This window comes from Stenotrophomonas sp. 22385, from assembly GCF_052045085.1.
Taxonomy (GTDB): domain Bacteria; phylum Pseudomonadota; class Gammaproteobacteria; order Xanthomonadales; family Xanthomonadaceae; genus Stenotrophomonas.
Window position 1 is genome coordinate 394,143 of the sequence record NZ_JBQEOG010000002.1, and the last position, 19,398, is coordinate 413,540.

Sequence of the window (19,398 nt, forward strand, 5' to 3'; positions counted from 1 at the left end):
CTGCCGGCGATACGGTTGCGGTAGGCCACGACCGTTGGTCGTGGCGGCCTCAGTTCGACCGCGCCGTGATCTCCAGCGCGGTGAACACCCGTGCCAGGCGTTCGGCCCAGGCCCGCTGACCGGCGGCATCGGCGATCAGGTCCTGGCGGATTTCCAGCTCCACGTGCAGCAGCCCGCGGCCTTCGCCGTGCACCGGCACCGCGTAATCGCTGGTGCTGCTGACCGAATACGGTTGGTTGTCGCCCACCACCAGGTCGCCTTCATCGCGCAGTGCCTGCAGCAGCGCATGCGCCAGGCGCGTGTCCTGGTGGTACAGCACCCCGGCATGCCACGGCCGGTCCGCACCATTCATGCGCGGGGTGAAACTGTGCATCATCACCAGCAGCGTCGGGCGCTGCTGCCCGGCGCGCGCATCCAGCTCCGCAGCGATGCGCGCGTGGTAGGGCGCGTGGATCGCATCGATGCGCTGCTGGCGCTGCGCGGCCGACAGCCCGGCGTTGCCCGGCACCACGGTATGGTCGCTGACCTCGGGGATCAGCGTCGGTGAGGCCAACGGCCGGTTGCAGTCGATCACCAGCCGCGAATAGGTCTGGGTGATCGCCCACGCGTCGAGCAGCCCGGCCAGTTCGCGGGTGACCCCGGCAATGCCGATGTCCCAGCCGATATGCCGGTCGCGCTCGACCTGCGCCAGCCCCAGGTTCGCCAGCACCTCCGGCACCTGCTGGCCGGCGTGGTCGGCGATCAGCACATAGGGCGAACGCCCGGCCGGGTGCAGCACGGTGAACGGCGCAGGATCCCCCGCGCCAAGCAGGGGCGTGGCCGCCTGCGGACGTGCGCGTGAATCAGCCACGCGCGGTCCCATCCAGGTGGTGCTCGATCATCCAGAGGCCGGCCCACAGCTTGGCGTCCAGCTGGTAGCCCTGGCCCATCTTCTCCACCAGCCAGGCCGCCGCCCGGGCACGGGGAACTTCATGCACGGTGATGTCCTCGCTGGCATCGCCGCCGCCCGCGCCGACCTTGCGCAGGCCGGTGGCGCGCACGAAGGCGATCTTCTCGCTGCTGGCCCCGGACGAAGTCGGTCCGATCATCAATACTTCGGCATGCTCGGCGGTCCAGCCGGTTTCCTCTTCCAGCTCGCGCACGGCGGAGTCTTCAATCGATTCACCCGCGTCGATATCGCCCACCAGCCCGGCCGGCATCTCGATCGTATTGGCCTGCAGCGGTACGCGGAACTGCTCCACGAAAAGCACGTTGTCGTCGGGGGTGACGGCGATGATGATCGCGGCCAGCCCGCCGGCATGGGTACGTTCGCTGTACTCCCACGTTCCGCGCACGACCATGCGCTGGTACTTGCCTTCGTAGACGACCTTCGGGGCTTGCGTGTTGGGACTCATGCGAACTCGCTGGCAGGAGGGGAAATGTCAGGAACGCCGGCCGCAGTGAACAACCGGCGTCGCGTCAGTGGACCAAAGCGCAGCGCCTCGCACAGGCCCTGCAGCATCTGCGGGTCGGCGCTGGTGCGACTGAAATCGGCCTGCGCCGCGTCCAGCGGCGCATCCAGCGCGATGGTGGTCAGCTGCCGCCACAGCAGCGCATGCTCGCGCTGCTCGCGCAGGCGCACCGCCATCTGGGCGGCGCCGCGCAGGCGCAGGAACGGTACTTCGTCCAGTCGCTCATACAGGGTGTCCAGGCTGCCGAAATGGGCCAGCAGCACCGCCGCCGATTTGGCGCCGACGCCGGTCACCCCGGGAATGTTGTCGACCGCATCGCCGCACAGCGCCAGGTAATCGGCGATCTGGTGGGCATGCACGCCGTGGCGCGCCTTGACCCCGGCCATGCCCCAGCGCTGGTTGCGGGCGTAATCCCACTGTTCGTCATGCTCGAACAGCAGCTGCGACAGGTCCTTGTCAGCGGATACGATCACCCCGCGCATGCCGGCCGCGCGGCGCGCATGCAACGCGCTGCCGATCAGATCGTCGGCCTCGTACTCGTGGTGAGCCAGCACGGTCAGGCCGAGCGCGCTGCACAGTGCCTTGCAGTGCGCGAACTGGCGGCGCAGCGCGTCCGGCGCCGGGTCGCGGTTGGCCTTGTAGGCGGCATAGAGACTGTGACGGAAGCAGCTGTCCAGCGCCTCGTCGAAGGCAATGGCAATGTGCTGCGGGCGCTCGCGTTCGAGCAGGTCGAGCAGGAAGCGGGCAAAGCCATGCACTGCATTGGTCGGCCAGCCCTGCTGGTCCTGGAACTCATCGGGCATCGAGTGCCAGGCCCGGAACACATACAGGCTGGCATCCACCAGATAGAGAGGCGTGTGCACTCAGCCCACCCAGTCCTGCAGCAGCGCGGCCGGATCGGGGCGCTCGCGTTCGGGCACCGCGGTCCTGGGCGTACCGATATGGATGAATCCAGCGATCCGCTCATGGGCGGCCAGGCCCAGGTGGGCGTGCACGTCCGGGTCGAAGGCCATCCAGGCAGTCAGCCACTGCGCACCAAAGCCCAGCGCCTGCGCGGCCTGCAGCAGCGCGAAGCAGACGCAGCCGGCGGTCATCAGCTGCTCCTGCTCAGGCACCTTCGGGCTCGGCGTAGGCGCGGCGATGACCGTGATGATCAGCGGGGCATGTGAAAAGCGCAGCCGGTCCTTCTCGATCTGTGCGTCGGAGGCGGTGGGGTCGCGCTCACGGCTGCGCCGGGCCAGGAATTCACCCAGGCGCAGGCGCGCATCGCCGGCGATTCGCAGGAACCGGTAGGGCACCCGCTTGCCGTGGTCGGGCACGCGCACCGCTGAGGTCAGCATCCGCTGCAGGGTGGCAGGGTCCGGTCCGGGCGCGCCCAGTTGCAGGGCGGGAACCGAACGGCGGGCGTCCAGGGCTTGCAGCGCGGGGGAGTCGAGCATGGGGTCTCTATGGGGCATCCAGATGGCCCTGATTATAGTCGGGGCAGTTTGTGACCCGCCTTGCGGCGATCTCCCGCCCATTTGCGACAAACCGTGATGAACCGCACCTAATTAATGGCATTCCTTCACGTCGCTGTACTCGCTTCCCACCCGCGCTGGCCTTACGATACAAGGCCTGCCGGCGCCCGGGTCATGAGGTTCAAAGTGCGGACTGTTTCACTGTCCCTGACCGGTGGGCCGTCCTACCATCCGTGTGCTGGTGTCTTGGGGATGCCCGTGCCTGTTGTATCCATGCTGCATTCTGTACCTGCGAGGGTGGGGAGCCTTTTCGCATGATCGCCACGCCCAACGTATCGGGACAACCGGGCCGCGACCCGGCGCTGTTGAAGCTTGCGCGCGAGGCCGCCCTGCCGGGGCTGGTCGAATCGTTCGCGACCGTGATCGCACGCTTCGACGACGTGCTGTTCGACCGTGCCGGCACTGCAGGCGCGTCGCAGCTGCTGTTCCTGGATGGCATGCGTGAACTGCGTCGGCGCCGCGAGGACATCGTGGCCGGCTTCCGTGGGCATCTGGACCGGGCATGGGAGGCATTGGAGCGCGCTGAACCGCTGTCGGCCGAAGCCACGCTGGCCGGCCAGGGCGAGGAAGGGCTGAGCCTGGTTCCCGAGCACGTGCTGGAATCGCGGCTGGCGGTGCGCAACTTTGCCACCGTGCTGCTGCGCGACTGGAAGCCGGTGCTGGGCCGTCTGGACCGCCGCCTGGGGTGGATCGCCGGCGGCCTGGAATTGAGCGCCGACACCAACCCGATCAGCCCGGAGCATATCGGCGTGGCCATCCATGAGGCCTTTGCAGACTGTGAACTGGCGCCGGAAGTGCGCTTGGTGTTGATCAAGCTGTGCGAGCGCGACCTGCACGCACCCATTGGCAAGCGTTACGAGAAACTCGACGAACAAATGGCGGCCGCCGGTGTGATGCCGCAGATGGCTGCGCCGCGCCGTGCCGCGCCGCGTCCGCCTTCGCCCCGGCAGGAGCTGGACGAGCTGGTCGAGGCACTGGAAACCGAAAGCGGCGCCGCCGACGACAATGCGGCCCCGGCGTGGGCGCGCCGCTTCGCCGACCGCTGGGCGGCCAGCCGTGGTCGCATGCAGTCGGCACAGGCCGCGCATGACCATGCCAGCGAAGGCCCGGATGGGATGAGCGGCAACCAGGGCATGCTGCTGGAAGCGCTGCACGAGCTGCTGCAGCAGACCCGGCATGTCCGCGAAGACGCGACCTCCGCCGCCAGCGTGGCGGTGGGGCAGCAACGCCCACTGAGCCAGCGTGAAATGATGTCGGTGCTGTCGCTGCTGCAGGCCACCCCGAGTGCGACCCTGCGCGCGGCGATCGGCGAAGACGGTGAATCGCTGGCCCAGCGGCTGAAGAGCGAAGTGCTGTCCGGCGCGACCCGGCTTGGCGTGGACCCGGCCCAAGCGCGCCTGGACCCGCAGGATGAAGACGCGATCGACCTGGTCGGCATGCTGTTCGATGTGATGCTCGATGAGCGCGACCTGGAAGGTCGCTCGCGTGAGCTGATCGGCCGGCTGGTGGTGCCCTTCGTGAAGGTGGCCATGCTCGACCGCCGCATGTTCGTGCAGAAGACCCACCCGGCGCGCAAGCTGCTCAATTCACTGGCCGAGGCCTGCGAAGGCAACACCGGCGAGAGCCAGGCCGAACGCGTGCTGATGGGCAAGGTCGAGGAGATCATCGAGCGGCTGGTGGCGGAGTTCAATGAGAACCTGGCCATCTTCCTGACCCTGGAAGAAGAGTTCCGCGATTTCCTGGCCCAGCACCGGCGCCGGATCGAGATTGCCGAGCGCCGCGCGGCCGAGACCCAGCGCGGCCAGGAAAAGCTGGAAGTGGCACGCACCCGCGCGGCCTCCGAGTTGGACTGGCGGATCGCGGACACCGCGCTGCCGCAGGCCATCGGCGATTTCCTGCGCCAGCCGTGGCAGCACCATCTCACCCTGGCCGTGCTGCGGGAAGGCGATGACGGCCCATCGGTGAGCGAGGCGCTGGCGCTGGCCGACGGGCTGCTGGAAGAAGTGGCCGAGGCGCGCCGGCAGATCGTCGGCAAGCCGTGGCTGCAGGCGTGGCACCCGGTGCTGCGCAAGGTGTTCGCCAGTGTGGGCGTGCATGCCGATAGTGCCAATGCGGCGATCGATTCGCTGCATGACACGCTGCAGTCCATCGCTGAATCGCGCCCGGAACTGGAACGCGCGCTGCCGGAGCTGCCGCAGGTGGTACTGCCGACGCCGCCGGCGGCGGACAGCCCGGGCGTCGAGCTGGGCAGCAAGGTCGATGTCACTGACTTCGACAATGCCGATGCCGACCGTTTCCGCGGCCTGGAGATCGGCAGCTGGCTGGATTTCGTCGACAAGGACGGCAAGGTCCAGGCCGGCAAGCTGTCCTGGGTCAGCCCGATTTCGCAGCGCCTGCTGTTCGTGAACCGCCGCGGCGTGCGCTTCTGCGTAGCCTCGCCGGAAGAACTCGCGGTCATGGTGCGCCTCGGCCGCCTGCGCGCGCACATCGACGATGGCGCCTTCGACAGCGCCATGCAGGGCGTGATCGATCGCCTCGATACCAAGGGCGCTACGGTTCACTGAGGTTGCCGCTGGCAGCAACGTCAACGTCAACGGCAGCGTTTCGGGTGCTACGTGTTGGGGAGGCCGGCGGGCAGCCCCTTACGGGACACGCCGTAAATACATCCTTGTAGGCTTGGCAAAAACATCCATGTTTTTGACAGTCCCTACGGGGGCTACCCGCCGGCCTCCCCCGACGCTGGGTCGCACGCGGATGCAGAGAGCAGCCACGCCGGGCGTGGCTCTACGCGAATCAAACGGCTTCCTGGGCACGGTAGGGTCGGTTCCCGAACGACTGCCGTTGCGCCCTCCGCGCCCGGTAACGCATCACACTGATCGAATTCGGCTTTTGACCTTCGTTGACAACCGACCCACTGTCGAGGGCGGGTCGGGGCGGGTTTGCGGGGGTGTGAGCCGCATGGATGCGGCGACCAAGCCCCCATGGATGGGTTCACGGCGTCCCCCGCAAACCCGCACCGTCCCGCCAAGCCAGACGGCCTCTCAGCACCAGGCTGTTCGCCCAACTGCATGAAGCTGCCGGCCAGCGGCCGGCACCCAGGCGACGCCCGATTCCAGGCACCGCTTCCAGCGGAAAGGTCTCCCACCCGACCAATCGGGTTACGATCCCACCACTTACCGCTGCTCGGGGACATGCATGGCTGTCGAGGTGTTGGGGGTCAAGGAACACGCGCAGGGCGAACGCCGTGTAGCGTTGACGCCGGAAACGGCGCGCAAGTACATCGCGCTGGGCGCCACCGTGTGGATCGAGCCGGGCGCCGGAACCCGCGCCGGGTTCACCGACCAGGCCTATCTGGACGTCGGCGCACAGCTTGCCGATGACACCCGCCTGGGCCAGGCCGACATCGTGCTGTGCGTGCAGCCGCCGGAAACCGCGCGGCTGGGCCAGCTCAGATCCGGCGCCAGCCTGGTCGGCATGCTGCACCCGCAGGCCGACGCCGAACGTGCCGGCATGATCCAGTCGCGTGGGCTGCAGGCGTTTCCCTTGGAGCGCCTGCCGCGTACCACGCGTGCGCAGTCCATGGACGTGCTCAGTTCGCAGGCCGGCATGGCCGGCTACAAGGCGACGCTGATTGCGGCCCAGCTGGCCCCGCGTTTCTTCCCCATGCTGACCACTGCCGCCGGCACCATCCGGCCGTCGCGCGTGCTGGTGGTGGGCGCCGGCGTGGCCGGGCTGCAGGCCATTGCCACCGCGCGCCGGCTTGGGGCGCAGGTGGAGGGCTTCGATGTGCGCCCGGAAACCCGCGAACAGATTGAATCGCTCGGCGGCAAGTTCCTTGATCTCGGGGTCAGCGCGGTGGGCGAGGGCGGTTACGCGCGGCCGCTGACCGACGAAGAGCGGGCCGAACAGCAGCGCCGGCTGGGCGAGCACCTGCGCTTGGTCGACGTGGTGATCTGTACCGCCGCCGTGCCCGGCCGCCCCGCGCCGAAGATCGTCACCAGCGCGATGGTGCAGGGCATGCGCCCGGGCAGCGTGATCGTGGACCTGGCGGCTGAAACCGGCGGCAACTGCGAGGCGACCCGGCCGGGGGAAACCGTCGACGTGGGCGGAGTCACCGTGGACGGCCCGCTCAACCTGGCCAGCCAGGGCGCGGTGCACGCCAGTGAGATGTATGCGCGCAACCTCTACAACTTCGTCGCGCTGTTCCTGAAGGATGGCGCGGTGGGGTTCGACTGGGACGACGAACTGCTGGCGAAAACGCGGTGGATCGCGAATTGATGGAACGCACAGGGTAGCGCGGGCTGTCAGCCCGCCGCCTGGGCGCATCGCCGACCGGCCGCCGGCACTAGCGCGGCGGCAGGTCCTTCACCGGGTTGGCCTTGAGCCACTCCTGCCGCTGTTCCGGGCTCATGCTGCCCCAGCGCTCGCGCAGCGCATCGCGCTGGGCCGGGGTCATGCCGCGCATCTGTGCGAACAGCGCGCGTGCCTGCTCGCGCTGCTCCGGGCTCATGTTCTCGAAGCGGTGGCGGCCGCGCCGGGCCAGCTCGCGCTGTTCCGGGGTCATGCTCTGCCAGCGCTGGCCATGCTGGAGCATGCGCTCGCGCTGCGGTGGCGGCGCGTCGTTCCAGCGGTCACGCACCGGCGCTATCAGCGCATCGCGCTGCTGCGGGGTGAGCTTGTCCCACTCCGGCAGCGTTGGGGCCTGCGCGGCGCTGGCCGCGCTCAGCGACAGCAGCAACAGCGCCAGGGTCAGTCGCGGTTTCATGTCTACTCCATTGCCAGGTCGGTGGCGCCCAGCCACAGGTACAGGTCCGGATTCTCGTCGAGCACGTCGCCGCTGTCATCCGCCGCCACGCCGGCCACCTGCGCGGGTGGCGCCACCGGCGGGCGCGCGTTGAAGCTGATGCCCAGCCCCAGCGCCACCACCAGCGAACACGCAGTGGCCAGCCACCAGCCGTGCGCGCGCCCCCGCTGCGGCACATGCCGTGCGGCGCGCAGGCGTGCCAGCGTGGCCGGAGAAAGCTGGGTCACCGCGTGCGCGTGCAGCTGCGCCAGCGCGGTGTCATCGGGAAGGGCGGGGGGCACGGGGCGGCTCACAGTTCAATCTCCAGGTGCTGCTGCAGCGCCTGCCGGGCGCGCGAAAGATGGGTTTTGACTGCGCCCTCGCTGCAGCCCATGGCCGCCGCGGTGGTGGCGCCATCGAGCTGCTGCAGCACGCGCAGGGTGAACGCCTCGCGCTGGCGCGCGGGCAGTTCACGCAATGCCCTGACCAACGCGGCGTACTGATCTCGTTGCTCGTGGGCCTGGGCCGGGCCCGGTCCAGGATCGGCCCAGTCGATGTCGTGGTCGCCGGCCAGCTCATCGCTGCTGCGCCAGAACCGCAGCCGGAAGCCGCGGCGGCGCTGCAGGTCGACTACCCGGCGGCGCAGGATGCTCCAGAACAGCGGTGACCACTCTCCTGCGGGCTTGTCGCGGTAGGCCAGCATGCGCAGCATCGCGTCCTGCACCGCGTCCAGCGCATCGTCACGCTGGCGCAGCCCGGCCTCGGCGAAGCGGAACGCGCGCGGGCCGATCCCGGCCAGGAACGCATCCAGTGACACCGGCAGCGCGGTTTCGGCATCGGCATCGTTGGCCAGGGTCGGCAGGGAAGGGCTCACCAGCACAGGGTAGCGCTCGCGCAGGGGGATACCGTGAGAACGCGCCAGCACGGCCTGGGTTGACCGCCCTGCAGAACGGTTCAGCCCATGGTTATGATGCACGGGACGGGATGACCGCCGGGAAGAGGGACAGCAATGAGCGACGGGTTCGTGGCGTTGTATATCTTCATGCTGGCTGCGATCGCAGGCCACGTGATCATTTCGCGGGTGCCGGTGATCCTGCATACCCCCTTGATGTCCGGGTCCAATTTCATCCACGGCATCGTGCTGATCGGCGCGATGGTGGTGCTGGGCCACGCGCAGACCCCGTTGGAAAAGATCATCGGCTTCATCGCCGTGGTGCTCGGTGCGGGCAATGCCGCCGGTGGCTACGTGGTGACCGAACGGATGCTGGACATGTTCAAGCCCAGCCAGAAGCGCGACGCCGGGGAGAAGGCGCCTTGAACGTCACCACCGCGCAACTGCTGCAGTGGCTGGTGCAGGTGAGTTACCTGGTCGCCGCCACCCTGTTCCTGCTCGGCCTGCAGCGCATGGCCTCGCCGATGACCGCGCGCAGCGGCATCCGCTGGGCCGGTCTGGGCATGCTGATCGCCACGGTGGCGACCTTCTTCCTGCCCGACCTGCACAACGTGCCGCTGATCCTGGCCGCGGTGGCGATCGGTACGGGCGTGGCGTGGTGGTCGGCCAAGCGCGTGGCCATCACCGACATGCCGCAGATGGTGGCGCTGTACAACGGCATGGGCGGCGGTTCGGCCGCCGCGATCGGTGCGGTGGAGCTGCTGCGCTTTTCGTTCCTGGCCAACCGCGATACCACGCACTGGAGCGCGCAGGCCATCGCCGAACTGAGCGCGCGCCAACCCTCGGCCACGGTGCTGGCGCTGGCGGTGATCGGCTCGGCGATCGGCGCGGTGTCGCTGTCCGGCTCGATCATTGCCTGGGCCAAGCTCGATGGCCGGCTGGACCGGCGCGTGACCTTCCCCGGCCAGCAGGCGTTCAACCTGCTGGTGGCGCTGGCGATGGTGGTGCTGGGCATCTGGGCGGCAGTGACCCTCAGCCCGGTGGCGATCATCAGCTTCTTCGTGGTCGCGCTGGCGCTGGGCGTGCTGATGACCCTGCCGATCGGCGGCGCCGACATGCCGGTGGTGATCTCGCTGTACAACGCCTTCACCGGCCTGGCGGTGGCGTTCGAAGGCTATGTGCTGGGCAACGAAGCGCTGATCATCGCCGGCATGATGGTCGGGGCGGCGGGCATCCTGCTGACCCGCTTGATGGCCAAGGCGATGAACCGGCCGATCAGCGGCGTGTTGTTCTCCAACTTCGGTGGAGGCGGCACGGCGCAGGAAATCACCGGCGCGCAGAAGCCGATCGAAGCCAGCGATGTGGCCGCCATGCTGGCGTTTGCCGAGCGCGTGGTGATCGTGCCCGGTTACGGCATGGCCGTGGCCCAGGCCCAGCACAAGGTGTGGGAGCTGGCGCAGCGGCTGATCGAGCGCGGCATCAAGGTGAAGTTCGCGATCCATCCGGTGGCCGGGCGCATGCCGGGTCACATGAATGTGCTGCTGGCCGAAGCGGGCGTGCCCTACGACCTGATCGCCGACATGGACGACATCAACCCCGAGTTCCCCACCACCGACGTGGTGCTGGTGATCGGTGCCAACGACGTGGTCAACCCCGTCGCGCGCACCGACCCGGCAAGCCCGATCTACGGCATGCCGATCCTGGACGTGGTCAACGCGCGCAACGTGGTGGTGATCAAGCGCGGCAAGGGTACCGGGTTCGCCGGCATCGAAAACGCGCTGTTCTACGCCGACAACGCGCGCATGCTTTACGGCGATGGCGCCGGCGCGGCGAGCGCGCTGGTCAGCGAGCTCAAAGCCCTCGACGGCGGGCATTGATTCGATCGGCGGGTCACGACCAACGGTCGTGACCTACCGGGTATGCGGACGCCGTTGAGCAACAACGGTCGTGACCCTGATCGACGGTAGTCACGACCGTTGGTCGTGACGCGCTCACCGCGCGATCCACCAGCCGACGACAAGGGCAACTGCCAGCCACAACAGCTCGCCAACCCCGTTGGCCAGCTGAACCAACGTGAACGCCATGAACGGCCCCATCCGCAACGCTGATTCCCACGGACCCAGTCCCAGCGAGCCGCCCAGGTAGGCCGAAGCGATGCCCCAGTTGGCCGCCAGCGCCACCAGCAGGGTGCCCAGCAGGGTCAACGCCACCCGCGGCAGGCCACCGCGCAGGTTGCCCAGGCGCAGCATGAAACCCAGCTCAAGGGCCACCAGCACGGCCATCCAGCCTGCCTGGCGGCCGCTCAGCAACGCGATGGACAACCAGGCCAGCGTGGCCGTGACGACTCCTAGCAACAACAGCGGGGGCCAGAGCCAGTGGGCGGACCTGGCGGGCGCAGAGGTGGGCGGCATGCATTCTTCCTTTGGACCGCAACAGGATACCGGCTTGCAGGGTGACCGGCGCGTGGCCGGCCACTGGGCTAAAATAAGCGCCTTGCGGGAATCGGCCGCGACCCCATATCGATCCACATGTACTCCCGTAGCAGCGAACCCGTCCACTTCGAACGCGACTGCGAGGCCGTCATGGTCCCGCAGGGCGAAACGGTCACCTTGCCCGCCGGCAGCTATGGGTACATCACCCAGGCGCTGGGCGGCAGCTACACCGTGTTTGTCGAAGGCAATCTGTTCCGCATCGCCGGCAAGGATGGCGACGCCATGGGCAAGGAACCGCCCGCGCCGCTGGAACTGCCCGCCGACGCCTCCGATGAGGAGGTTGAAAAGCTGGTGTGGCAGCAGCTCCGGACCTGCTTCGACCCCGAGATCCCGTTCAACATCGTCGACCTGGGCCTGGTCTACGAGGTGGAGCTCAAGCACCTGGACGATGGCCAGCGCGAGGTCGACGTCAAGATGACCCTGACCGCGCCGGCCTGCGGCATGGGCGACATCCTCGTCGACGACGTCCGCAGCAAGCTGGAAATGATCCCGACCGTGGCCGAAGCCGATGTGGAGCTGGTGTTTGACCCGCCGTGGAACCAGAACATGATGTCCGAGGCCGCGCGCCTCGAAACCGGCATGCTGTAATCGAACCCGTAACCAGAACAGGAAATTCCCGGTGTCCCAGTCTTCCGTGAGCTTCACCACCACCCGTTCCGCCCAGCCGCGCAGCAGCGAGGAGCGTGAGCGCATCCTGGCCGCCCCCGGTTTTGGTCTGCACTTCACCGACCACATGGTGGAAGTGCGGTGGGACAAGGACACCGGCTGGCACAACGCCAGCGTGCGGCCGTATGGCCCGCTGCAGCTGGACCCGGCCGCAGCGGTGCTGCATTACGGCCAGGAAATCTTCGAAGGCATCAAGGCCTACCGGCATGCCGACGGCTCGATCTGGACCTTCCGCCCCGAGGCCAACGGCCGCCGCCTGCAGCGTTCGGCGCAGCGCCTGGCGCTGCCGGAACTGCCGGTGGAGATCTTCGTCGAGTCACTCAGGCAGCTGATCGCCGTGGACGCCAGCTGGGTGCCGTCGGCCGACGAATCCAGCCTGTATTTCCGTCCGTTCATGATCGGCGATGAAGCGTTCCTCGGGGTGCGCGGCGCGCAGAAGGCGGGCTACTACGTGATCGCCAGCCCGGCGGGCCCGTACTTCGCCAAGGGCGTGGCGCCGGTGTCGATCTGGCTCTCCACCGAATACGCGCGTGCGGCCAAGGGCGGCACCGGTGCGGCCAAGTGCGGCGGCAACTACGCCGCCTCGCTGCTGCCGCAGCAGAAGGCGCAGGCCCAGGGGTGCTCGCAGGTACTGTTCCTGGATCCGGTCGAGGGCAAGTACCTGGAAGAACTGGGCGGCATGAACGTGTTCCTCGTCTACAGGGACGGCACCCTCGTGACCCCCGAGCTGTCGGGCAGCATCCTGGAAGGCATTACCCGTGAAAGCATCCTGCAGCTGGCCCGCGACCGTGGCATGAAGGTCGAAGAGCGCAAGGTCAGCATCGATGAGTGGAAGCAGGGCGTGGCGTCGGGCGAGATCACCGAAGTGTTTGCCTGCGGTACCGCCGCGGTAGTCACCCCGATCGGGCAGCTGAAGGGCGAGGGCTTCTCGGTGGGCGACCTGGGCGCGCCGGCCGGCGAAGTGACCCTGTCGCTGCGCAAGGAGCTGACCGACATCCAGTACGGCCGCGTGCCGGACCGCCATGGCTGGCTGGTACGCCTGGACGCCTGATCGCCCAAGGTCGCTGGACACCCAAGGCCCACCTGGCAACAGGCGGGCCTTTTTCATGGGCGCGGAACGCGCAGGCCACAGCTTGCCCTGGCTGCGGGCGGGACTGTTGAAACCCATCTCTGAACGATCCAAACATACCCAACCCATTGATGCGCAAGCAATGTCCTTGTCATGACGCACGAGACAGTGACGCAGGACACGAAAAACGCTCGGGGTGACCGCATCGGCCCCCGAAAGTTTCTTCACATTCACAAACCGTTGACCCGAAAAGTCTCAGATCGGAATTTTCACAACCCTGAAAGCGGGCTGAAACATTGTTGGCCTGAATCGAAACTACTAGCGTCCGGGTTCGGACGGTTTCGCAGGGGAAAGCCGATCCGTCTTCCGGGTTCTGTCCACGCCGTCTCTCCACAGCGCCGGATCGAACCGACCTTTGCCGCCTAGACGGCTCCTCAAGACTTGAAGGGAATTCCGATGTCTCATGATCCGCAGCGTCTGCGTCAGCGTGCCCTGGTTGTGCTCGGTGGTTCGGTGCTTTCAACCCTGCTCCTGGTGGCCCCGGCATTCGCCGGTGACGTGCAGTTGAGTGGCCTGGCTTCAGCGCCGACCCACCAGCGTTTCATCGTCAAGTACAAGGACGGTGCCACCGACGTGGCCACCCCGAGCGCGCTGGCCAGTTCGCTCAAGGCCGCCGCACAGGCCGTTCCCGCAGCGCAGGGCCGCGCGCTGGGCCTGCAGAAGCTGCGCCAGCTGGCGATCGGCCCGACGGTGGTCAAGGCCGACCGCCCGTTGGACGCGGCCGAAGCGGAGCTGCTGATGCGGCGCCTGGCCGCCGACCCGAACGTGGAATATGTCGAAGTCGACCAGCTGATGCACGCCACCCTGGTACCCAACGACAGCCGCCTCTCCGAACAGTGGGGCTTCGGCACCAGCAATGCCTCGATCAATGTGCGCCCGGCATGGGACAAGGCTACCGGCACCGGCGTAGTGGTGGCGGTGATCGATACCGGCATCACCAACCATCCGGATCTGAACGCAAACATCCTGCCCGGTTATGACTTCATCAGCGATGCCGCGATGGCGCGCGATGGCGGTGGCCGCGACAACAATGCCAATGACGAAGGCGACTGGTATGCCGCCAACGAATGCGGTGCCGGTTACCCGGCGTCCAATTCGAGCTGGCACGGCACCCACGTGGCCGGCACCATCGCCGCGGTAACCAACAACAGCACCGGCGTGGCCGGCACCGCTTTCAACGCGAAGGTTGTTCCGGTGCGCGTACTGGGCAAGTGCGGCGGCTATACCTCCGACATCGCCGATGCGATCGTGTGGGCCTCCGGCGGCACCGTCAGCGGCGTGCCGGCCAATGCCAACCCGGCCGAAGTGATCAACATGTCGCTGGGTGGCGGCGGCAGCTGCTCGACCACCTACCAGAATGCGATCAACGGCGCGGTCTCGCGCGGCACCACCGTGGTGGTGGCAGCGGGCAACAGCAACACCAACGTGTCCTCGTCGGTGCCGGCCAACTGCGCCAACGTGATCGCGGTGGCCGCCACCACCTCGGCCGGCGCCCGCGCCAGCTTCTCCAACTACGGTGCCGGTATCGATGTCTCGGCGCCGGGCCAGGCGATCCTGTCCACGCTCAACACCGGCACCACCGTTCCGGGCGCCGCGTCCTACGCGTCCTACAACGGCACATCGATGGCGGCCCCGCACGTGGCCGGCGTTGTCGCGCTGGTGCAGTCGGTGGCACCGACCGCGTTGTCGCCGGCGGCCATTGAAACGCTGCTCAAGAACACTGCACGGGCCCTGCCGGGCGCGTGCAGCGGCGGCTGCGGGGCCGGTATCGTCGATGCGGATGCGGCCGTCACCGCCGCGCTGGGCGGGACCAATCCGAACCCGGGCACCGGCACGCTGCAGAACAACGTGCCGGTTACGGGCCTCGGTGCCTCCAGCGGCGCATCGCTGGCCTATACGGTGGCCGTGCCGTCGGGCCGCTCGCAGTTGAAGGTGACCATCGCCGGTGGCAGCGGTGATGCAGATCTGTACGTGCGGTCGGGCAGCGCGCCTACCGATACCGTCTACACCTGCCGGCCGTACCTGAGCGGCAACAATGAAACCTGCACGATCAACGCCCCGGCCGCGGGGACCTGGTACGTCCGGGTGAAGGCCTACAGCACCTTCTCCGGCGTGACCCTGACCGCGCAGTATTGAGAAAAGGTCGCCCGACCAACGGTCGGGCGCTACCTGCGCATGAGGCGGTTACCGCCTCATGCGTCTTCGAACCGATTGGCGGCCACGTTCTTGCGCACGTGTTCCGGGTTCCAGATGCGACCGTTCATGGCGATGTACACGCCTGGCTGCAGCGACTGCACCGCGCCGATCGCACAGCCGATGTTGAACTCCGCGTCCGAGCCGCGGAAGCGTGCCGGGCTGAGCGCGCCGGTCATCACGATGGTCTTGTCGGGAATGCTCTTGAGCACCTGGCCGGTCTGCACCATCGAATCGGTGCCGTGGGTAACCAGCACGTGGCGGGTCGGCTGTGCGGCGATGGTGGCGCGGATCAGTTCGCGGTCCTCGTCGGTGATGTGCAGTGAATCCTTGCGCAGGATCGGAATCACGTTGAAGCGGAAGGTCACGCCCAGCTCGCGCAGGATCATCCCGATCTGTGGATCGCCGATCTGGTAGTCCGACTTGTCGTCGAAGTAGATCTTGTCGATCGTGCCACCGGTGGTGATGATCAGTAGTTCTTCCATTGCAGGCTTCCTGGAGTGCGGGCGGTACCGCGCGGCAACCCCCGCGCTGGGTGCCCATGATACGGCTGCAGGCGCCGGCCCGCAGCCGGGCGCGTGACCCTCAACGCTTCGAAAAACGCCGGCGCAGGCCCGGCGCGCTGGATACTCCGATCACCGCCAGCGCCAGCAGCAGTTCCAGCCAGGCCCAGTGCGCGGTTTCCGGGTGGCTCCAGGCACTCATCACGCCGTGGCTGAACCAGAACAGGGCCAGCACGCCGGCCCAGAACATCGCCTTGCCGCGCCCGGTGAGTACGCCCAGCGCGAGCAGCAGCGGCGGGGCGGTGAAGACCAGCTGGCTGGCCAGCCAATGCCGGTCGTGCGCGAACCACACCGCGAACACCGTGGCCAGCCCCAGCAGCAGGGCCGCCAACGTCCACCTCTGCACGCGCGGGCTCATCCCAGCCGCCGTGCGATGTCGGCCACGCGCCGGCCCAGCGCGCGCGCCAGGATCGCCTCATCGTCGCTCGGTACCGGATTGTCGTCGGCACCGGCCACGTGGCTGGCGCCATAGGGCGTACCGCCGGTGGTGGTATGGCTGAGCGCGGGCTCGGTGAAGGGAATGCCCACGATCAGGCAACCGTGGTGCAGCAGCGGCACCTGCATCGACAACAACGTGGATTCCTGCCCGCCGTGCAGCGACGCGGTGGAGGTGAACACTCCGGCCGGTTTGCCCGCCAGCGTGCCGTTGACCCACTCGGCGCCGAGCCCGTCAAGGAAATGCTTCACCGGCGCGGCCATGTTGCCGAAGCGGGTCGGGCTTCCCAGCAGCAGGCCGCTGCAGTCGGCCAGGTCCTCCACGCTCACGTAAGGCGCACCGTCATCAGGCACGGGCGGCCGTGCGGTCTGGGTGACCGCCGCCACCGGCGGTACGGTACGCAGCCGCGCGCTCATGCCGGGCACTTCGCCGACGCCACGCGCGATCTGGCGCGCCAGTCGCGCCACCGACCCGCCGCGGCTGTAGTACAGCACCAGGATTTCCGCCATCTCGCTTCCGTCGTGATCAGTTGGCGTCCAGTATGGCATTGCCTCCACCCCGCTTCAGGTACGCTTGCCTGGATGGAACCTCTGGATACCCTCAACCTGTGGATGGAACGCGTGCGCGACCGCGCCCGCACCGCCAGCTTCGGTCGCTTCCTGTGGCGCCGCTTCCTCGACGACCGCCTGTTCCAGGCCGCCGCCTCGCTGGCCTACACCACCGTGTTCGCGCTGGTGCCGCTGGCGATCGTGGTGTTCGGCGTGCTCTCGGCGTTCCCGGTGTTCGACCGTTGGAGCGACACGCTCAGCGACTACGTGTTCTCCAACTTCGTGCCCAACGCCGCGCGCGCAGCCGAAGGCTACCTGCGCCAGTTCTCGGCCAGCGCCGGCCAGCTCACCGCCGCCGGCTTCATCGCCCTGGTGGTTTCACTGCTGATCACCCTGAACAGCGTGGAAGAAACCTTCAACCAGATCTGGCGGGTCAGCTCGACGCGGCCCAAGCTGACCCGATTCCTGGTGTACTGGACCGTGCTGACCCTGGGCGCGATGCTGGCGGCCGCGTCGCTGGCGGTCTCGGCCCGGGTGTTCGCGTTGCCGCTGTTCGGCACCAGTGAAGGTCGCCTGCTGGCCAATGCCTCGCTGACCCTGGCACCGATCCTGATCGAGTTCGTCTGCATCATGCTGGTCTACCGGGTGGTCCCGCACCATACGGTGAAATGGCGGCATGCCATTCCCGGCGCGATCCTCGCCGCGGTGATGCTGGAGCTGGTGAAGTGGGGCATGGGCGCCTACCTGGGCAGCTTCCAGTCCTACCAGAAGCTCTATGGCACCGTTGCCTTCGTGCCGATCCTGCTGTTGTGGATCTACCTGTGCTGGGTGTCGGTGCTGCTGGGTGCGTCGCTGGCCTCGTCGATCGCCGCGTTCCGCTACCAGCCGGCCGAGCTGCGCCTGCCCACCGGGTATGAACTGTATGGGCTGCTGCGCCTGATCGGCCGCTTCCACCAGGCGCGCGCCGACGGGCGCGGGCTGGACGACGACGAGATCCTGCGGATGGAGCCGATGCTGACCGACTCACTGCTGCAGAGCATGCTGTGCGACCTGGAGGCAATCCGCGTGGTACGCCGCGACGAGCAGGGCGAATGGCTGCTGTCACGCGACCTGGACAAGCTCACCCTGGCCGACCTCTACGAATCCACGCAGCTGCGCATTCCGGTCAAGGAAGCTTATCTTCCCTGTCGCGACGACAGCCTTGGCTCCGCCTCGGTGGCGGCGCTGGATGCACTGCGGCTGCCCCTGCGTGAGCTGCTCAAGCGCCGCGTCAGCGATATCTATCCCCCGTCTGGAGACACCCCATGACCTTCAAGCCCCTGCTGCTGGCCGTCGGCCTGCTGGCCCTGGCCGGATGCAACAAGCCGGCACCGCAGCCGGCAGCGCCCGCGCCGGCCCCGGCCCCCGCGGCGGAGCCTGCGGCGCCGGCCGCCGCTGCCGCCACGCCGGACCTGGAGCGAAAGACTGCGGCCCAGCCGCGCCTGGTGCTTCCCGCCATCGACGGTACTACCTACGACCTGGCCGCACATCGCGGCAAGTGGGTGGTGGTCAACTTCTGGGCAACCTGGTGCGCGCCGTGCCGCAAGGAAATGCCGGAGCTGTCGGCGCTGCATGCCATGCGCGAGGAGATCGAGGTGGTCGGCCTGGCGTATGAAGACATCGAGCTGGCGGAAATGAAGGCGTTCCTGCAGAAGCTGCCGGTGACCTACCCGATCGTGCTGGTGGACACCTACAACCCGCCGGAAGACTTCGCCATCCCGCGCGGCCTGCCGCTCACCTACCTGATTGCCCCGGATGGAAAAGTGGCAAAGGAATTCCTGGGCCCGGTGACGGCGGCGGACATTGAAAAAGAGATCGCGCTGAAAAAATGATCCGCAGTACCCGGCAACGGTGGGTACCTAGCGGTCTTCCGCTGCGAACGGCTGAATCGGCTTCAACACGCCGAAATGTTCCTCGTGCAGTTTGCCCTTCAGCGGCGGCAGGTCCGGGATGGGATCGTCCACCCCGGTATCCGGCAGCCGGTCCAGCAGGTCGCGGATCAAGGCGAGCCGCCCGCGCTTCTGGTCGTTGAAATCCACCAGCGTCCACGGCGCCTGCTCCCGGTGCGTCGCGCGCAGCATCGCCTCGCGCGCCTCCGTATAGGCGGTGTACTTGCTGCGTGACTCCAGGTCCACCGGCGACAGTTTCCAGCCCTTGAGCGGGTCCACGTGGCGCTCGGCAAAACGCTTTTCCTGCTGCGCCTGATCAACCGTGAGCCAGTACTTGAACAGCAGAATGCCATCGTCCACCAGCAGCTTCTCGAACACGGGTGCCTGGGCCAGGAAGGCGTCGTACTCGGTATCGCTGCAATAGCCCATCACGCGTTCGACCCCGGCCCGGTTGTACCAGCTGCGGTCCATCAACACGATCTCGCCGGCGGCCGGCAGGTGCGACACATAGCGCTGGAAATACCACTGGGTGCTTTCGCGGTCGGTTGGCTTGGGCAGCGCCACCACCCTGCACTGGCGGGGGTTGAGGTGTTCGGCGATGGCCTGGATGGCGCCGCCCTTGCCGGCGGTATCGCGGCCTTCGAACAGCACCAGCACGCGCTGCCCGGTGTGCTGGGCCCAGCGCGCCATCGCGGTGAGTTCGAGCTGCATCGGTTCGAGCAGTGCCTGGTACGCCTTGCGCTTGAGCTTGCCCATCGGTGCGGGATTCCGGCTGACAGAAGAAGCCCGAGCCTAGCGCA

General features: G+C 67.7%; 21 protein-coding genes. 9 read left to right on the top strand and 12 right to left on the bottom strand.

All coding sequences use genetic code 11. From position 1 onward, the window contains the following. Nucleotides 1–49: 49 nt before the first annotated feature. From ACTJI4_RS06195 to ACTJI4_RS06210, 4 genes are read right to left on the bottom strand one after another with little or no spacing between them, the layout of a single operon-like run. Nucleotides 50–862, bottom strand: a complete 813-nt coding sequence (locus tag ACTJI4_RS06195; protein WP_392918997.1) for an N-formylglutamate amidohydrolase — start codon at nucleotides 860–862, stop codon at nucleotides 50–52. Beyond that, entirely contained in the window at nucleotides 843–1,394 is a 552-nt protein-coding gene (locus ACTJI4_RS06200) for an NUDIX hydrolase (RefSeq protein ID WP_392918994.1), read from the bottom strand. The genes ACTJI4_RS06195 and ACTJI4_RS06200 overlap by 20 nt, the downstream gene beginning before the upstream one ends. Further along, entirely contained in the window at nucleotides 1,391–2,314 is a 924-nt protein-coding gene (locus ACTJI4_RS06205) for a 5'-3' exonuclease (RefSeq protein ID WP_392918991.1), read from the bottom strand. Before ACTJI4_RS06205 ends, ACTJI4_RS06200 begins: the two co-directional genes overlap by 4 nt. Then, nucleotides 2,315–2,890, bottom strand: coding sequence for a nitroreductase family protein (locus ACTJI4_RS06210; RefSeq protein ID WP_440868828.1), 576 nt, complete (start codon nucleotides 2,888–2,890; stop codon nucleotides 2,315–2,317). A gap of 332 nt (nucleotides 2,891–3,222) precedes the next feature. On the opposite strand from ACTJI4_RS06210, the gene ACTJI4_RS06215 reads away from it, so the two are divergent. Both ACTJI4_RS06215 and ACTJI4_RS06220 read left to right on the top strand, forming a co-directional pair. Next, complete coding sequence (locus ACTJI4_RS06215; protein ID WP_392918985.1) at nucleotides 3,223–5,532, top strand: DUF1631 domain-containing protein; 2,310 nt, start codon at nucleotides 3,223–3,225, stop codon at nucleotides 5,530–5,532. Nucleotides 5,533–6,163: 631 nt separating this feature from the next. Continuing rightward, nucleotides 6,164–7,246, top strand: coding sequence for an NAD(P) transhydrogenase subunit alpha (locus ACTJI4_RS06220; RefSeq protein WP_440868829.1), 1,083 nt, complete (start codon nucleotides 6,164–6,166; stop codon nucleotides 7,244–7,246). A 67-nt stretch (nucleotides 7,247–7,313) separates the two neighbouring features. On the opposite strand, the gene ACTJI4_RS06225 is transcribed toward ACTJI4_RS06220, so the two are convergent. Genes ACTJI4_RS06225 through ACTJI4_RS06235 form a run of 3 tightly spaced genes read right to left on the bottom strand, consistent with a single transcriptional unit; the run spans nucleotide 7,314 to nucleotide 8,631 of the window. After that, entirely contained in the window at nucleotides 7,314–7,733 is a 420-nt protein-coding gene (locus ACTJI4_RS06225) for a DUF3106 domain-containing protein (RefSeq protein ID WP_440868830.1), read from the bottom strand. 2 nt (nucleotides 7,734–7,735) lie between these two features. Continuing rightward, the gene (locus tag ACTJI4_RS06230; RefSeq protein ID WP_392918976.1) at nucleotides 7,736–8,065 is read right to left on the bottom strand and encodes a hypothetical protein; all 330 of its coding nucleotides are present in this window, start codon (nucleotides 8,063–8,065) and stop codon (nucleotides 7,736–7,738) included. After that, nucleotides 8,062–8,631 carry an RNA polymerase sigma factor gene (locus ACTJI4_RS06235; RefSeq protein ID WP_392919921.1) on the bottom strand — a complete coding sequence of 190 codons (570 nt, stop codon included), beginning with the start codon at nucleotides 8,629–8,631 and terminating at the stop codon, nucleotides 8,062–8,064. The genes ACTJI4_RS06230 and ACTJI4_RS06235 overlap by 4 nt, the downstream gene beginning before the upstream one ends. 129 nt (nucleotides 8,632–8,760) lie before the next feature. Here ACTJI4_RS06235 and ACTJI4_RS06240 point away from each other — a divergent pair, with 129 nt between their 5' ends. Together ACTJI4_RS06240 and ACTJI4_RS06245 are read left to right on the top strand one after the other, a co-directional pair. Further along, nucleotides 8,761–9,069, top strand: a complete 309-nt coding sequence (locus tag ACTJI4_RS06240; RefSeq protein WP_068849390.1) for an NAD(P) transhydrogenase subunit alpha — start codon at nucleotides 8,761–8,763, stop codon at nucleotides 9,067–9,069. Further along, entirely contained in the window at nucleotides 9,066–10,520 is a 1,455-nt protein-coding gene (locus ACTJI4_RS06245; RefSeq protein WP_392918972.1) for an NAD(P)(+) transhydrogenase (Re/Si-specific) subunit beta, read from the top strand. The genes ACTJI4_RS06240 and ACTJI4_RS06245 overlap by 4 nt, the downstream gene beginning before the upstream one ends. A gap of 114 nt (nucleotides 10,521–10,634) precedes the next feature. On the opposite strand, the gene ACTJI4_RS06250 is transcribed toward ACTJI4_RS06245, so the two are convergent. Beyond that, a complete protein-coding gene (locus tag ACTJI4_RS06250) occupies nucleotides 10,635–11,054 on the bottom strand; it encodes a hypothetical protein (RefSeq protein WP_440868831.1) in 420 nt (139 codons plus the stop codon). Between the two features lie 117 nt (nucleotides 11,055–11,171). Here ACTJI4_RS06250 and sufT point away from each other — a divergent pair, with 117 nt between their 5' ends. From sufT to ACTJI4_RS06265, 3 genes are all read left to right on the top strand, one after another. Beyond that, a complete protein-coding gene (sufT, locus tag ACTJI4_RS06255; RefSeq protein WP_392918968.1) occupies nucleotides 11,172–11,723 on the top strand; it encodes a putative Fe-S cluster assembly protein SufT in 552 nt (183 codons plus the stop codon). Nucleotides 11,724–11,754: 31 nt separating this feature from the next. Next, on the top strand, nucleotides 11,755–12,852 hold the full coding sequence (locus ACTJI4_RS06260) for a branched-chain amino acid aminotransferase (RefSeq protein WP_392918964.1): 1,098 nt from the start codon (nucleotides 11,755–11,757) through the stop codon (nucleotides 12,850–12,852). 474 nt (nucleotides 12,853–13,326) lie between these two features. After that, nucleotides 13,327–15,066: a S8 family peptidase gene (locus ACTJI4_RS06265; protein WP_440868832.1), complete on the top strand. Its 1,740-nt coding sequence runs from the start codon at nucleotides 13,327–13,329 to the stop codon at nucleotides 15,064–15,066. Nucleotides 15,067–15,122: 56 nt separating this feature from the next. On the opposite strand, the gene ACTJI4_RS06270 is transcribed toward ACTJI4_RS06265, so the two are convergent. From ACTJI4_RS06270 to wrbA, 3 genes are all read right to left on the bottom strand, one after another. Next, entirely contained in the window at nucleotides 15,123–15,608 is a 486-nt protein-coding gene (locus tag ACTJI4_RS06270; RefSeq protein WP_282247164.1) for an asparaginase domain-containing protein, read from the bottom strand. Between the two features lie 100 nt (nucleotides 15,609–15,708). Next, nucleotides 15,709–16,044: a DUF2069 domain-containing protein gene (locus ACTJI4_RS06275; RefSeq protein WP_392918958.1), complete on the bottom strand. Its 336-nt coding sequence runs from the start codon at nucleotides 16,042–16,044 to the stop codon at nucleotides 15,709–15,711. Further along, the gene (wrbA, locus tag ACTJI4_RS06280; protein WP_392918955.1) at nucleotides 16,041–16,631 is read right to left on the bottom strand and encodes an NAD(P)H:quinone oxidoreductase; all 591 of its coding nucleotides are present in this window, start codon (nucleotides 16,629–16,631) and stop codon (nucleotides 16,041–16,043) included. Before wrbA ends, ACTJI4_RS06275 begins: the two co-directional genes overlap by 4 nt. A 72-nt stretch (nucleotides 16,632–16,703) precedes the next feature. Between wrbA and ACTJI4_RS06285 the strand changes: the two genes are divergently transcribed. Both ACTJI4_RS06285 and ACTJI4_RS06290 read left to right on the top strand, forming a co-directional pair. Continuing rightward, complete coding sequence (locus ACTJI4_RS06285) at nucleotides 16,704–17,978, top strand: YihY family inner membrane protein (protein ID WP_392918953.1); 1,275 nt, start codon at nucleotides 16,704–16,706, stop codon at nucleotides 17,976–17,978. Beyond that, the gene (locus ACTJI4_RS06290; protein ID WP_392918950.1) at nucleotides 17,975–18,541 is read left to right on the top strand and encodes a TlpA family protein disulfide reductase; all 567 of its coding nucleotides are present in this window, start codon (nucleotides 17,975–17,977) and stop codon (nucleotides 18,539–18,541) included. The genes ACTJI4_RS06285 and ACTJI4_RS06290 overlap by 4 nt, the downstream gene beginning before the upstream one ends. A 27-nt stretch (nucleotides 18,542–18,568) precedes the next feature. On the opposite strand, the gene ppk2 is transcribed toward ACTJI4_RS06290, so the two are convergent. Next, nucleotides 18,569–19,354, bottom strand: coding sequence for a polyphosphate kinase 2 (gene ppk2 / locus ACTJI4_RS06295; RefSeq protein WP_440868833.1), 786 nt, complete (start codon nucleotides 19,352–19,354; stop codon nucleotides 18,569–18,571). Nucleotides 19,355–19,398 lie beyond the last annotated feature (44 nt).